The organism is Aristaeella lactis (assembly GCF_018118585.1).
Taxonomy (GTDB): Bacteria; Bacillota; Clostridia; order Christensenellales; family Aristaeellaceae; genus Aristaeella; species Aristaeella lactis.
Genome location: NZ_CP069421.1, coordinates 3,353,652 through 3,367,765 on the forward strand (window position 1 = coordinate 3,353,652; position 14,114 = coordinate 3,367,765).

Below are 14,114 nucleotides of genomic sequence, written 5' to 3' on the forward strand. Positions count from 1 at the left end.
CGGATGTCAGGCAGGATCAGAGAAACGAAGAAGCACTTTTTCCAGGCTTCCGTTGTTATGGGACAGGGCGTCAAAGGCGGCGGCAGCCTCCGTGTAATCGTACTCCGCGCTGATCATATCCGTGACGGGAACGGCGCCGGAGGAAACCAGGCTGATCAGAGCCTCAAAATCCGCAGTATAGGCGTTGCGGCTGCCATAGACATTCAGTTCCTTCTTCAGGAGGATGGAATGGAGAAAAGTGGTTTCCTTTTTGCCGTTGCCGATCAGGATGACGGAAGCACCGTGGCAGGCCTGTTCAATACATTTCAGGAAGGTGATGGACTGGCCGCAGGCCTCCACGCATACATCAAACCCGTTTCCGCCGGTGATGGCAGCAAGCTGTTCCGATTCATCCGCTGCACCGGAGCAGACCACATGGTCCGCACCAAAGTGCAGCGCTTTATCCAGGCGGCCCTGCAACAGGTCGCAGACAGTCACTTCAGCGCCTTTGGCCTTTGCAGCCAGCAGGGCAAACAGGCCGATGGGTCCGGCACCGACCACCAGCACCCGGTCTCCGGGATGAATATCACCGCGGCTGACCGCATGACGGCTGATGGCAAAGGGTTCAATCAGGGCAAGCTGGCGGGCGTTGAGCCCGCCGCCGGGAATGATCCTCTCCAGGGGCATGCGGATATATTCACAGAAAGCACCGTCGCGCTGGACGCCCATGGTCTGGTTGTCCATGCAGGCATTGACCCGGCCTTTCCGGCAGGCATAGCATGTGCCGCAGTTGAAATACGGGTTGCAGGTAACCAGATCCCCGGGCTTCAGGCCCCGGTCGTTCTCCGGAATGGAAACAATCTGGGCGGAAAACTCATGGCCTGGAATCCGTGGATAGGTGGTGAAGGGCTGGTTGCCGGTGAAACTGGCCACATCCGCTCCGCAGATCCCGCAGTAAAGGATCCGGAGCAGAGCTTCTCCGGCTTCCGGAACGGGCATCGGAATATCCCGGATTTCGGTTTCAAAGGGTTGGGTAATGCAGATCGCTTTCATGAAAGAATGCCTCCTCAGCCTTCCATATTGATTTTGTCCTGATTCCAGATGACCGCAGTTTTCATCGGAGCGTTTTTACAGTAGATCCGGTTTTCATAGGCACCGATGGGATCGGCGGCGAATTCGTCCCGGCTGATCAGCTCCACAATCCGGTCGTAGGGGCTCTGTGCCAGCATCCGGATGGCTTTTTCCATGTGATCCTGGCGGAAATTGATGGAACCGAAGATCAGATGGTTTTCAAAGCCGAAGGGCATGGTGTCAAAGGTGATTTTCGGTCCAAGGGAAAAGCTGTTGTATAGGCCGTTGCAGCCGAGAACCCGGTGAGTGAACGCGATTTCATGCTCCGCGGTGGAACCGCTGACCCCGATGAAGACGGTGGCCCTGCCGCCGAGAGCTTTGCAGATATCCGCAGCCAGTTCCTCCGGTTTGCCGTGGCAGTTGCGGACATAGATCCCGCCGGCCTGTTTCAGGGCGAACTGTACCTTGGGACTGTCCTCCGGACTGCGGGCGACAAAAACGATCTTCGCGTCCGGATGGGCCCGGCGGATGATATCCCCGATGAACATGCCGGTGGTTCCCAGGCCAAAGATCACTGTCCGCTCAAAAATTTCATCCTTCGCGGCGGCACGGGCCTGCTCCTCTCCGCAGCCCAGACGGCGGGCAGTCTGGCGGAACAGGTGAGCAGAGCCCAGGTCCTCCATGCGCTCCAGCTGGAAAAGCATGCAGGCAAAAGGATCCGGAAAAACCATCTTTTTCGCGAAGCTCAGGTCCAGCAGGCCGTTATGGACATGGCCGTCGGGAATCTCCAGGAGCATATCCGGATTGACATACATCCGGTCGCAGAAAAGACCGTCCGCCTGGTCGCAGCCGTATTCAAAGTAGCTTTCGTCTTCCGTGTACCGGGTGGGGTCGATGCTGTCACCTCCCCGGATAAGCACGATGGCGAACCGGTTCTGTGAAGGCACCCAGACAACACCTTCATGGCCGTTGATGAGCCGGTCCTGGCCTTCCGGGAATTTCGGGCCGAGCAGCCCGCGCTTTCCCATCATCATCAGCTCGTGGTCCGTGCCGCAAAAACCAACGATGACCGGCTCAACGGGGATGCCTTCCTTTTTCGGCTCTCCCCTGAGCCGCTGGCGGGGCGGATTGATAAGATTCATTTCCCCGTAGACCAGGGGCCGGTCCGGATCGTTCCGGAAACAGGTTCCGTAGATTTTGCCTGTATGCATGCTTCAGTCCTCCGCTGCTCTGCCGCCGGCGGGAGAGCCCAACACAGTGTAGGTTTCTCCTGCCTTTGCGGTGAATTTCCATCCCCATTCCGTGGGGACAGCTGAAACAAAAACGTTTCGCATTTTAAGCCAAAACTTATCCAAAAACATTATACACGTTTTCCGTATCAGGGGAATACCTTTTTTTAAAGGGATTAGACGTACAATTATAATAGGTGGAAGTATGTGCTGACCGGCAATAGAAATGCATAAAAGCCCCTTCACAGAACCCTGAAACTGTGCCATGATTCCTTCACAAACAGTAACGTTTCAGATTGGCGACACGCACGGAGGGAAAGAAACAGGATACGGCACCCTGAAAAAGAATTTCTTCTTTCCCGGAAGTCATTCTCCTGGCCTGTATCTTTGGCTGATCCGGTGCCCCGGTACCGGATCAGCCAACCTGGACAATTCAAAACCGCAATGTTACGGATAAGGGAAAAACGCTATGTAACGCAGGAAGGGAAGGCGGGAAAGCATGACCACGCAAGCGATCCCGGGAAGAACATTCAGGCAGCGCCTGAGCAGGGACTTCAGACCGGCCCGGGACATTTTCGGCAGCAAATGGGCAACTCCCTGGTATAAATACTTTGATCAGTTTTTCAACGGCTGCTACTTCTGGCGGCTGCTGCGCAACACCCTGCTGATCAATGTGCCGGATCCGATTTTCGGTTTCCCGGCACCCATCATTCCGGCGCTGCTGCTCAACGAACTGCGGAACCGGAAATACAAGCGCATGGTGCAGACGGTCACCTACCTGCCTCCTTTTATTTTCCAGGTGGTAATCTGCGGCATCATTCCGGACTTCTTTTCATCCGGCGGCGTCATCAACCAGGTAAAGGAATAAAAAAGGCCGCGCTTCGGCGCGGCTTTGCTCATGAGGTGCTTATTCCGGCGCGTGGACGGAGGTGCCCTCAGTCAGTTCAGTGGACAGGGTTACAATCCGGTGTGTCGGATTATCCCTGTTTCCCAGCAGGTCCAGCATCAGGTTGGCGGCCTCCCGGCCGATGCCCACCTGGGGCTGGCGGATCAAGGTCAGGTTCGGAAAAATTTCACCAAAAAGTTCCAGCTTGTCGAACCCGATCACGGAAAGATCCTCCGGAACCCGGATGTTGTGATGCTGCAGGGCCAGCATAGCCCCCAGGGTCATTTCAAAGTTCGTCACAAACAGGGCGGTGGGGCGGCGCTTCAGCTGAAGCAGCTCCTGAACCGCCTGGTAGCTGCCGTCCATGGTATAGTCGCCATAGCGGATGTATTCCTCCTCCGGGGGAATGCCCGCCTCCCGCAGCACATTCAGGTAGCCGTTCAGACGTTGGTTGGTGGTATACAGGTTCGGAATGCCCAGCACGATGCCGATCCGCCGGTGGCCAAGGCTGATCAGCTTCCGCACCGCCTGGCTTGCGGCGTGGGCGTTGTCAATCACCACGGCGCTGACCCTGCCCCGGAGGCTGTCGATGATCCGGTCGATCAGCAGAATAGGAATGTTCGCGGCCAGGGCGGATTTCAGGTGCGCCCCGGACATATCGGTGGCCATGTTGATGAGCCCGTCTACCCGGCGGTGAAGCAGAAAATCCACCGCGTCCTTTTCACGCTTCGGATCGCTGCGGCAGTCACAGACAATGACCGCGTAATCTTTCTTGCGCAGTATATCCTCCATGGAGGAGATAATGGACGTTATGAAAGCGTTGCTGAGTTCGGGAATTACAACCCCGATGACCCGCGAATGCTTTGTTTTAAGGCTCCGTGCCACCTCGTTGGGCACATAGTGGAGTTTTTTGACCGCGGCCTCAATCAGCACCCGGTTTTTTTCCCGCACGGCGCCGCCGTTGAAATACTTGGATAGAGTAGCCAGTCCGAGCCCGGTTTCACGGGCAAGATCCTTCAAGGTTGAAGCCATTGGTTTCCCTCCTGTCTGCAGCGGATCCCGACTGATTCCATCTTACCATATTCATCGTAAAAAAGGAACGATGGAGACGATTCACTCATCGTGCCGTTTTCCCGTCCGGGTCCGGTCCGGATCGTTCCGGAAACAGGTTCCGAATACTTTGCTTTTACTCATGTTGTACTCACAGAATTGACAGACAGCCATTCACCTGTTCTGGAAAATGTTGACTTTGTTCATCGTATTCCGATGACAGTCCTTCCAACAGGCGCTTTGTGCGAGATTGATTGCAGCTGCAATAAGCTTTCAATCCTCGAAGCAGGTACAAGACCGTAATAGTTACAACTTAAGAATAACCACAAGTGTCCTTAAATAAGACTGAAGCAAAAGGCACAGACAAACCGGGATTTATATCACTGCCTGTTGATCAGGACAGGCTGTTCCGCCGGCACACTTGCTCTCAGGAGAGAAAAGGTTTATAGTAGATTTACAGAAATACCGTTTTACAGAATTTCATACAGGAGGAGGAACGAATCATGGCTATCCAGATTGTTGAGATTCCGAATCACCAGAACAAGGTACGTCTGCGCGTCGCCCACGGGCATTTTGCCACAAGCCACAGCCACATCAATTATTACATTGACCTGACCATGACCAAGCACCGGCTGTCAGAAGCCCGGATTGCCGCGGAAGAATTGTGCGGCATGTACAAGAATTCCACGATCGTGGACTCCATCCTCTGCCTGGACGGAACGGAGGTGCTTGGCGCCTGCATGGCTTCAGCACTGTCCGGGGCCGGGTTCCGGAGCATGAATGCGCACCAGACGATTTACGTGGTGACTCCGGAACATACCTCCGGAAGCCAGCTGATCTTCCGGGACAATATCGCTCCGATGATTGTGGGCAAGCATGTGCTGGTGCTGGCAGCCTCCCTGACCACCGGCTATACCGCCCGTTCTGCCATCGAGGCTATCCGGTATTACAGCGGTGTGCCCGTAGGTGTCTCAGCCATCTTCTCCGCGATTGATGAATGTGAAGGCTTCCCGGTCAAGAGTGTTTTCACCGTAAAGGAGAACCTCCCCGATTATGTCAGCTGCTCCTCCCACAACTGCCCGATGTGCAAGGCAGGGGAAAAGCTGACAGGACTGGTCAACAGCCACGGCGTTTCCTCCTTCTGAGGACGCACTTTCTGGAAAAACGTAAGCCGGGCATCATGCCCGGCTTACGTTGTATTTCAATGCCATTCGTCTTACTGACCTGCCGCGAGATAAAAAACATCCCGGGGACTTTTGTAAATAAGGTCCCCGGGATATTGATATTATTCGAACTCGATGGTCGCCACGGGTTTCTCCGGGATGCCCGGAACTTCCCGCTGAAGAAAACGATACGCAAAGCGTCAGGTTTTACGGATGCTTTCCCGCCAGATTGGGGTTGATTTCACATGTGTCCAGCTGTATGGGAAGGAAGGGATACGAATCCGGTTGAGCAGCAGTTCAGCTGCCAGGCGCCCGATCTCTGTACCCTGGATCCTGACAGTTGTCAGCGGAGGATCGGTGAATGCCGACTGCGTTGTTCCGTCAAAACCGGTCACCATGATATCCTCCGGTATGGACAAAGCCTTTTTTTTCAGAGCCTGCATCAGTGAGATCGCCAGAAAATCATTGGCACAGACAAAGGCATCCGGCAGGGAGGACATCCGGTCCAGCCGGGACAGCAGCCAGGCGGAATCAGCATAAGACGGAGAGTCCGGCTCACAGATACAAAAACGTTTATCATACTGCAGACCGTTCACCATCAGTCCCTGCTGATAACCGTACCACCGTTCCCGAAAGGAGCCGCAGTGGTTATAATCCCCAACGAATCCGATCTGCCGGGCGCCTGCTTCCGCGAGACGCCTGATGACCGCCATGACACCGGCGATGTTTTCCATGGTCACATAGTCGCACTCGATCAGCGAGGTGATCGTATCAGCCGAGCTGTCTGACAGGACCAGCGGGATACCCAGCTGGCAGAGCATGCCCACATAATCCTGATCAAAAAGCTCGATCCCGACGATCCCGGCGATCTGCGCGGGAGCAAAATGCGGCGGGAGCTGCTTTTTATCCAGCTCTTCCTGCGATACTTCATAAATCCTGAGCGTGTAGCCGGCGCGGCTGATCATATCGGTAAAAGAAGAAAGGAACAGGGTGCCGAAATGGAACTGACTGGGAAGATAGCGCGTCAGCAGGGCGATATTCCCGATGGGCTGGTGGGGGACGGAGACATTTTCAGCAGGGAATCCATATCCCAGTTCCTTTGCTTTTTGTAAAACAAGATTCCGGGTGCTCTGGGGGACAGAACCGCGACCATTGTAAACTTTGGAAACCGTATTCCGGGAAAGACCGCAGGCATCCGCGATGTCCTGCATGGTGATTTTTCTGGAAGGCATCGTTTCGGACCTTTCTTTTGATCGATGTGACAAACCGACCGGTTGTTTACATATTGTAACACAGGAGGGAGGGCTGGGCAAGTTTACATAATGTAAACATCAACATCCGATAGCTGCCGGATGTTTGTTAATATTGGCAACAATATAAAAAGAAAAAAATAAAAATATACAAAGTGCACAAAAAAGATTGACAGAATGTAAATTAAAATGTAAAATGTAACCGATATCCGGTATTCCGGACAGGGAACGTTACAATCACATAGACGACACGACATTGCAAACAGGCGAGGAGGGGAAAAATGCAAGGCGTGAAGCAGCTGCCTGCCGCCCGAAAGCGGCAGAAAAACGCGACCCCCGGCTACAGGCTGCGGACTTTCAGGGAGAACAGTCCGTATCTTCTGATGATCCTGCCGGCGGTCCTGGTGGTATTCCTGTTCAACTATCTTCCGATCTACGGTGTCCTGATCGCTTTTCAGGATTTTATGCCCGGTGACGCGATCCTGTCAGACACCACAATCTGGGTCGGCTTTGAAAACTTCACGAGATTCTTCAACGATGTGCAGTTCTGGCCGCTGATGAAGAACACTTTCATTCTGTGTATTGTCGGCTTCGTTATCGGTTTCCCGCTGCCTATCCTTGTTTCCCTGGCGCTCAACGCGCTGAAGCGGAAAAAGGCAGGAAAGGTTTTCCAGACAATCTATACCGCGCCTCACTTCATCTCCCTGGTTGTTCTGGTCGGTATGCTGCAGCTGTTCTTCGGCCGCTACGGCCTGGTGAACAACATTGCCGCCCACCTGGGCGGAGAACGGGTTTCCTATTTTCTGGAAAGCTCCGCCTTCCGCCCGCTGTATATCCTGTCCAGCAACTGGCAGGACTTTGGCTGGAGCGCGGTCATCTACATCGCTGCCCTGAGCAACGTGGACCCGGTGCAGCATGAAGCGGCGATGATCGACGGCGCCAGCAGGTTCCAGCGGGTGCTCCATGTAGACATTCCCGCGATCATGCCGATGATCAGCGTGATGCTGATTATGTCTATCGGCGGTCTGATGGGCGTTGGCTATGAAAAGGCCCTGCTGATGCAGACCGACGGAAACCTGGCAGTCAGTGAACTGATCGCCACATATGTGTATAAACGCGGCCTGACAGGCGTTCCGGACCAGGCTTACGCGACGGCCATCGGCCTGTTCAACTCCGTGATCAACGTTGTGCTGCTGATCATTGCAAACACGACATCCAAACGGTTCTCCGAGAACTCGCTGTGGTAAGGAGGGGAACGAAAATGACGCAGAAAGCACCTGCTATCAAAATCAAGAACAACGCGCTGAAAGACACGAGGGGCGACAAGATCTTCTTTGCCATCAACGCTTTCATTCTCGGACTGCTCGCGCTGATTATTCTCTATCCCCTTTACTTTATCGTAATCGCCTCCTTCTCCGATCCGGACGCGGTCCTGGGCGGACAGGTGGTGCTGGCCCCGGTGAATATCACGTTTGAGGGCTATGAAAAGGTGTTCCAGCGGGGCGATATCTGGCAGGGATACCTGAACACCATCATTTATACCGTGGTGACGGTAATCCTGTCCCTGGTGGTTACCATTCCCGCCGGCTGGGGCCTGAGCCGGAAAACCACGCCCGGCAAGAAATTCTGGATGATCTACTTCATTATCCCCATGTTCTTCGGCGGCGGACTGATCCCGTTCTACAACGTGATGAGCAGCCTGAAGCTGATCAACTCGCCCTGGGCGGTAATCCTGCCGGCAATCCTGAGCGTCTGGAACCTGTTCATGAGCAAGACGTTCTTCGAATCATCCATACCGGAAGGCATGCTTGAAGCGGCCCGGATCGACGGCGCCGGGAAATTCAGGACTTTCTTCTCCATCGTGCTTCCGCTCTCCAAGGCCATCATCGCCGTTATGGCGCTGTACTACGCTGTCGGACAGTGGAACAGCTACTTCAACGCTATGATTTTCCTGCAGGATGAAAGCAAATATCCGCTGCAGCTGGTGCTGAAGGAAATCCTGATCGCCAGCGAAAGCACGGTGGGCGGAAGCGGCGAAACGATCCTGCAGCAGTACCGCCTGGCGAACCAGCTGAAGTACGTATCCGTGATCGTCTCCAGCCTGCCGGTGCTGTGCCTGTACCCGTTTGTCCAGAAATACTTTGCACAGGGCGTCATGATCGGCTCCCTGAAGGGTTAATAAGGAGGAAAACAAAATGAAAAAAAACCTGAAAAAATGGCTGGTTGTCCTGATGATGGCTGTCATGGTGATTACCATGACGGCCTGCAGCGGAGGCAACAAGGATGCGGCTCCCGCAGAAAAGAAGGAGGAGACTGCTGCCGCACCGGCTGAGGAGAAGAAGGAAGAACCCGCTGCCGCGCCGGCGGCCGCTACCGGAAATCCTCTGGTGGACAACTATGGATTCCAGTGGCAGGACGCTTCCGCTCCGATCCTGAACGAACAGGGCGCGAAGGACATCGCCTTCAGGGTGTATTCTTCCAAGAACGCCAGCGCGAAGGATTACAACGATATGAAGATTATGGCTGACCTGTTCGCCCAGACCAATGTGCAGGTCAACTGGGAAAACGTATCCGAATCCGTTTACTCCCAGCAGAAAAACCTGATCTTCGGCAACAAGGACAACCGTCCTGACGCGATCTACCACGCGGGCATGGGTGCCGGCGAAATCATCAAATACGCCAAGCGCAAGGTGCTGGTACCGATCAGCGATTACCTGGAGTATATGCCGAATTTCTCCAAACTGCTGGAGGAGCGGCCTGACATCAGGAACCAGCTGCTGAACGTGGAGGACGGAAAGATCTACTCCCTGCCCCGAATTGAAGAGATGGGCTTGCTGCAGAGCCCGAACCTGCTGTTCCTGAACATTGCCTGGACGAAGGAAGCGATTGAAGCCGGCGCGGTCAGCGACCTGACGGCGGATCAGCTGAAGGACGGTCTGGCGCTGAAGAGCAGCCAGATGGAAGAAATCCTGACCTATTTCCGGGATCATGATATGAATGGAAACGGCAAGACAGACGACGAACGGCCTCTGAGCTTCGTGTATAACAACTGGCAGGGCAACCAGTGCGACCTGTACGGCATGTTCGGTCTGAACGACAACCTGGAGCACCGGGTGCTGGTGGACGGCAAAGTGACGTACAGTGTCCAGGACGACCGCTTCAAGGAAGCGACGAACTTCATCTCCAGGTGGGTGGACGCGGGCCTGATTGACAAGGTCAGCTTTGAGCAGAGCCAGGATAACTTCCTGGCCAACGGTAAAGGCTTGGAAACCTATGGCGCCTTCTACTGGTGGGAGAGCGAGACCGTTGTTTCCAATCCCGAGAACTACATCGTGTGCAGCCCGATGATCGGACCGAACGGGGACCAGACCATCTGCGTTTCCAACAATCCGGAAGTCAGCACCGGCGAAGTGATTCTGTTCACCAGCTGCAAGTATCCGGAAATCCTGCTGGCTTATTTTGACCGGTATTACGATCCTGTGATCTCCGCCCAGATCAACTACGGTCCTATCGGCATCGTGTATGAGGAAGAGCGGGACGACAAGGGCATGCTGGTGCAGAAGCCGCTGCCGGAAGGCGTCACGACGGATGAACTGCGGCTGCAGAACGCGCCGCTGGGCATCATCTACCTGGGTGAATACGCATGGAACAATGTGGTTCATATGGAACCCCGCGCCCAGCTGCGCCTGGAACGCCTGCAGCAGTGCGCAAAGCCCTTTGTGCCCGAAAACGTAACGCCTTTCCCGAACCTGCAGTTTACTTTGGAAGAGCTGAACACGCTGAGCAACTATGAGACGAACCTGAACGACTATATCCGCACCAACCTGATCAGCTGGCTGATGAAGGGCGGCGTGAGCGACGACGCCTGGGCCGCGTTCCAGAATGACCTGAACGGCAAAGTCAACCTGGCAGGCATTCAGAAGGTATATCAGGATGCCTATGATCGCTACATTGCGAAGTGATGAAGGAGGAAACCGTGATGAAAAACAGGCTGCATAAAATCATCTCCCTGCTGCTGGCTGTGTGCATGCTGGCGACGGCCGGATTGGCTTTCGCGGACGGCGCTCCTGTGCTGGATGGCGTGCATGACCAGAGCGTGATGGCCGGAACGGAATTTGACGCCCTGGCCGGTATTGCCGCGACTGACGCGTCAGGCGCCGATCTGACGGATATGATTGTGATCGAATCCACTCCGTCGCTGGATTTCAAAAACGGCAAAGCGACCCCTGAAAATCCGGGCGACTATGAACTGGTTTATACCGTAACCAACGCGAACGGCGAAACCGCAGAGGATTACGCCACCCTGACGGTTACCAAAAAGACCAGTGAAGAAACGGTGTACAGGACCTTCGATTTCAGCACCGCCGCCGTGACGGACAACCGTGGATGGGAAGCGAAGATCAACGCCGAAACAGCTGATGCGACAGCGGAACTGAAGGAAGGTTCCTATATCATCGAGATCAAAAATCCCGGAAACGGAGACGGAGACGTGCAGCTGGCCAAGGCGGGATATCCGCTGAAAGCAGCGGACTACAAGATCAAGATCTGGGCAAAATCCACCAAGAAGACCTATGCACATATCCTGGCCCGGAATGAGCAGGCGGAAGGCTGGGAAACCTTCGGCGGCGCGTTCAATGTGGAGATCGGACCGGAAATCGCTCCCCTGGAGCTGAACTTCACTTCCCCCGGCGAGGGCAGCGCGGAACTGCTGTTCAACCTGGGCAAGATCACCCCGAATCCGGACAACGCGGAAGACACCACACCGGAAGATTTCAAAGTCACCATTGACAAGATCGAACTGTATGAAATCTCCGGCGAGGAGACCCAGGTTCCGGACTATACCCCGGACTTCACCGCCGGCGAAGGCGTGGCAGTCACGACCAGTGAAGAAGCGACGGGAAGCGTCGGCTTCGCTGACGGCAAAGCGACGGTGACCATCGACACCTATCCCAATGCGGACGGCGGCGTATGGAGCGTCAAGGCTGACATCCTGCTGGGCGACACGAAGGTCGAGAAGGGCAAGAAGTATTTCTACAGCTTCAAAATGACGGCGGCCAACGGCCAGGGCGGCGAAGCACTTGTGGAAAGTGCGGAAAAAGGCTGGGAAAACCGGGCAAACTTCAATGGCATCAGTGCCGGTGCCGGGGAGGAAGCCGTCATCTCCAGCGTCTTCACCGCGGAAGCAGACGTGGATGATCCCGTGATCCGCCTGCAGATCGGTAATCCTCCGGAAGGCGCCACGAGCAACAGCATCGTGATCAGCGACGTCGTCTTCGGCCATGTGGAGGGAGACAAGGAAACCCATAAGACAACAGATGCGTTCATGCCTTTCGGCCCGAATACGGCCAACGCGACAAATCCCGCCTGTCCGTGGCAAACCTTCAACGGAACGGATGAGGAGAACGAGCGCGGTGTCGGCACCATCTGGGCGGACAATGGCAGCTTCTTCTACCGGATCGACAACGGCGGTACCGTCGACTGGCACGACAAGCTGATCTGCGGTTTCGGCGGCAACCCGCTGACACTGGCCTCCGACAGCTACTACACCGTGGAGATCACCGCCAGAGCGACCCAGCCGGTATCCTGCGGCGTGTTCCTGAACCCGATGGGCGGCTGGGATCCCCGCTTCTCTGAGGGCATGGACCTGACGACGGAATTCCAGACCTTCCGCTTCTCCACAAAGGATACGTTTGTGGTGGACATGGACTTTGAGCTGCTGTTCCAGTTCGGCTCTGAAGCACTGTCCAAGATGGGCGAGGTCACGATTGAATTCCAGAACATGACGATCTACCAGATGTCCGTTCAGTAAGCAGTAAACGAACCGCAGGGAGGATGGATCCGTTCATCCTCCCTGTCCTTCTTTCAGGAGGTTTATGATGAACAAGAAAAGACTGGCCCTTCTGCTGGCCCTGCTCCTGGCCTGCATAACGCTGGCGGGATGCCAGAACACACAGAACCAGAACGCGCAAAGCACTGCTACCGGGGTTCCGTCGGTCGCTGCCACCGAAGCTCCCGCGGCTGCTGACATCGCTGCCCCGGAGAATGGGGAACCGTTTGCCGTCGTTGATAATGACAAGGATTTTTCCGCGCTGCGGACACCCGGAAGCCAGGAGGAAGCTTATGAATACAGAACCTTTTTCAGGCCTGCCGTCGACGGAATCAACCAGCCTTATGTAGGGGACACGATGCCCTATTATGAGGACGGGACCTGGTATATCTATTACCTGAAAGAGGGCGGAGACTCATACAACCACTCCATTTACCTGGCGACGACAAAGGACTTTGTGACCTATACCGAATACGACGATCCCATCCTGGAGAGCAGCCGCAGCGGCGGGCAGGACGGATGGGCAGGTACGGGGTCTGTTGTGAAGGTAAAGGATACCTATTATTTCTTCTATACAGGCCATGCCTCTTCCGATATCTATGAGTATATGGAAAAAATCATGGTAGCGAAGGGAACCGCTCCGGACAAGTTTGAGAAGGTGGAAGGCTGGGAGATCACACCGCCGGCTGAACTGGGACAGAAGCGGGATTTCCGGGATCCGCAGGCATACTATGACGCAGAGAACGACGTGATCCACATGACGGTGACTGCCGCACAGGACGGAAAAGCCCGGATTCTCAAATATACCCTGAGCGGCGATCTGCAGAAAGCCGATTACGACGGGATCATATTCACGAATACGGCGGCGGAAAACTTCTGGAACCTGGAGTGCAGCGACACGTTCCGGATCGGGGACAAGTATTACCTGACCTATTCCGCACAGGACGATACCCTCTGGTACGCGATGTCTGACACTCCCTACGGCCCGTACGGGGAAGCAAAGCGGCTGGACGGAAAGCTCTTCTATGCCGCGAAGCACGTGGAAAATGCGGATGGCTCCTACATGGTCGGCTGGGCACGCCGGAGCGAATCGCCCTCCTCCACATCGGAGGTATCCGGCTGGGCGGGCAACCTGGCGGTACAGCAGCTGAAGCAGAAAGAAAACGGGGATCTGGCACTGGTTCCGGTAAAGGCCGTGGAAGCCCAGTTTGACAAAAGGCGGGAATTACTGATCGATCAGGATCAGATTGAGACCCGCGCCGGATCCCGCTACAGCTACACAGACGCATTTACGGCTTATGAAAGCTTTATGCTGAAGGGAAAACTGACGTACACCGGAAAAGGAAGCTTCGGGCTTGCATTCGATTATAACGGACAGGATGACAAAACGAAGATTATCTGCCTGAATCCCAAAGAGCAGAAACTGCAGCTCACGTTTAACGAGGGCAGCACCCTGATCACTGAAACAGACGTACCACTGGAAGCTGGAAAGGAATACAGCTTCACCTATATCCAGGAAGGATCCGCCGGGATCTTCTGGCTTGGAGACGAAGCGTCCCTGACGGTACGGCTGTACGGTGTCAGCGGGAAGGCAATCCGGCTGTTTGCGGAGAATAATACCATCACCTGGACTGACCTGAGAGAATACACGAGGTAAAA

Annotated in this window: 11 protein-coding genes; 7 read left to right on the forward strand and 4 right to left on the reverse strand. The window is 55.0% G+C overall.

What is annotated here, in order from left to right; genetic code table 11:
* Positions 1–6: 6 nt before the first annotated feature.
* Complete coding sequence (locus JYE50_RS15130; RefSeq protein ID WP_084095812.1) at positions 7–1,032, reverse strand: zinc-binding alcohol dehydrogenase family protein; 1,026 nt, start codon at positions 1,030–1,032, stop codon at positions 7–9.
* A 14-nt stretch (positions 1,033–1,046) separates the two neighbouring features.
* Positions 1,047–2,261, reverse strand: a complete 1,215-nt coding sequence (locus tag JYE50_RS15135) for an MDR/zinc-dependent alcohol dehydrogenase-like family protein (RefSeq protein WP_179138320.1) — start codon at positions 2,259–2,261, stop codon at positions 1,047–1,049.
* 517 nt (positions 2,262–2,778) lie between these two features.
* On the opposite strand from JYE50_RS15135, the gene JYE50_RS15140 reads away from it, so the two are divergent.
* Positions 2,779–3,147, forward strand: a complete 369-nt coding sequence (locus tag JYE50_RS15140; protein WP_084095815.1) for an ABC transporter permease family protein — start codon at positions 2,779–2,781, stop codon at positions 3,145–3,147.
* 39 nt (positions 3,148–3,186) lie between these two features.
* On the opposite strand, the gene JYE50_RS15145 is transcribed toward JYE50_RS15140, so the two are convergent.
* Complete coding sequence (locus tag JYE50_RS15145) at positions 3,187–4,197, reverse strand: LacI family DNA-binding transcriptional regulator (RefSeq protein WP_084095816.1); 1,011 nt, start codon at positions 4,195–4,197, stop codon at positions 3,187–3,189.
* Positions 4,198–4,718: 521 nt separating this feature from the next.
* Here JYE50_RS15145 and JYE50_RS15150 point away from each other — a divergent pair.
* Positions 4,719–5,360 carry a type I phosphoribosyltransferase gene (locus JYE50_RS15150; RefSeq protein WP_084095817.1) on the forward strand — a complete coding sequence of 214 codons (642 nt, stop codon included), beginning with the start codon at positions 4,719–4,721 and terminating at the stop codon, positions 5,358–5,360.
* A 218-nt stretch (positions 5,361–5,578) separates the two neighbouring features.
* Here JYE50_RS15150 and JYE50_RS15155 read toward each other — a convergent pair whose 3' ends face one another.
* Complete coding sequence (locus tag JYE50_RS15155; RefSeq protein ID WP_084095818.1) at positions 5,579–6,610, reverse strand: LacI family DNA-binding transcriptional regulator; 1,032 nt, start codon at positions 6,608–6,610, stop codon at positions 5,579–5,581.
* A gap of 299 nt (positions 6,611–6,909) precedes the next feature.
* On the opposite strand from JYE50_RS15155, the gene JYE50_RS15160 reads away from it, so the two are divergent.
* The 5 genes from JYE50_RS15160 (at position 6,910) to JYE50_RS15180 (ending at position 14,112) form a co-directional block, all read left to right on the forward strand.
* On the forward strand, positions 6,910–7,875 hold the full coding sequence (locus JYE50_RS15160) for an ABC transporter permease (RefSeq protein ID WP_084095819.1): 966 nt from the start codon (positions 6,910–6,912) through the stop codon (positions 7,873–7,875).
* A gap of 14 nt (positions 7,876–7,889) precedes the next feature.
* Complete coding sequence (locus tag JYE50_RS15165) at positions 7,890–8,807, forward strand: carbohydrate ABC transporter permease (protein WP_084095820.1); 918 nt, start codon at positions 7,890–7,892, stop codon at positions 8,805–8,807.
* A 16-nt stretch (positions 8,808–8,823) separates the two neighbouring features.
* A complete protein-coding gene (locus tag JYE50_RS15170) occupies positions 8,824–10,590 on the forward strand; it encodes a type 2 periplasmic-binding domain-containing protein (RefSeq protein ID WP_084095821.1) in 1,767 nt (588 codons plus the stop codon).
* A gap of 17 nt (positions 10,591–10,607) precedes the next feature.
* Positions 10,608–12,437: a DUF5011/hyalin repeat domain-containing protein gene (locus JYE50_RS15175; RefSeq protein WP_143763605.1), complete on the forward strand. Its 1,830-nt coding sequence runs from the start codon at positions 10,608–10,610 to the stop codon at positions 12,435–12,437.
* Positions 12,438–12,504: 67 nt separating this feature from the next.
* A complete protein-coding gene (locus tag JYE50_RS15180; protein ID WP_179138321.1) occupies positions 12,505–14,112 on the forward strand; it encodes a glycoside hydrolase family protein in 1,608 nt (535 codons plus the stop codon).
* The last annotated feature ends 2 nt before the right edge of the window (positions 14,113–14,114 follow it).

Coding starts and splice junctions, on each gene's coding strand:
- JYE50_RS15130 (WP_084095812.1), bottom strand. CDS start 1,032: ATGAAAGCGATCTGCATTACCCAACCCTTTGAAACCGAAATCCGGGAT.
- JYE50_RS15135 (WP_179138320.1), bottom strand. CDS start 2,261: ATGCATACAGGCAAAATCTACGGAACCTGTTTCCGGAACGATCCGGAC.
- JYE50_RS15140 (WP_084095815.1), top strand. CDS start 2,779: ATGACCACGCAAGCGATCCCGGGAAGAACATTCAGGCAGCGCCTGAGC.
- JYE50_RS15145 (WP_084095816.1), bottom strand. CDS start 4,197: ATGGCTTCAACCTTGAAGGATCTTGCCCGTGAAACCGGGCTCGGACTG.
- JYE50_RS15150 (WP_084095817.1), top strand. CDS start 4,719: ATGGCTATCCAGATTGTTGAGATTCCGAATCACCAGAACAAGGTACGT.
- JYE50_RS15155 (WP_084095818.1), bottom strand. CDS start 6,610: ATGCCTTCCAGAAAAATCACCATGCAGGACATCGCGGATGCCTGCGGT.
- JYE50_RS15160 (WP_084095819.1), top strand. CDS start 6,910: ATGCAAGGCGTGAAGCAGCTGCCTGCCGCCCGAAAGCGGCAGAAAAAC.
- JYE50_RS15165 (WP_084095820.1), top strand. CDS start 7,890: ATGACGCAGAAAGCACCTGCTATCAAAATCAAGAACAACGCGCTGAAA.
- JYE50_RS15170 (WP_084095821.1), top strand. CDS start 8,824: ATGAAAAAAAACCTGAAAAAATGGCTGGTTGTCCTGATGATGGCTGTC.
- JYE50_RS15175 (WP_143763605.1), top strand. CDS start 10,608: ATGAAAAACAGGCTGCATAAAATCATCTCCCTGCTGCTGGCTGTGTGC.
- JYE50_RS15180 (WP_179138321.1), top strand. CDS start 12,505: ATGAACAAGAAAAGACTGGCCCTTCTGCTGGCCCTGCTCCTGGCCTGC.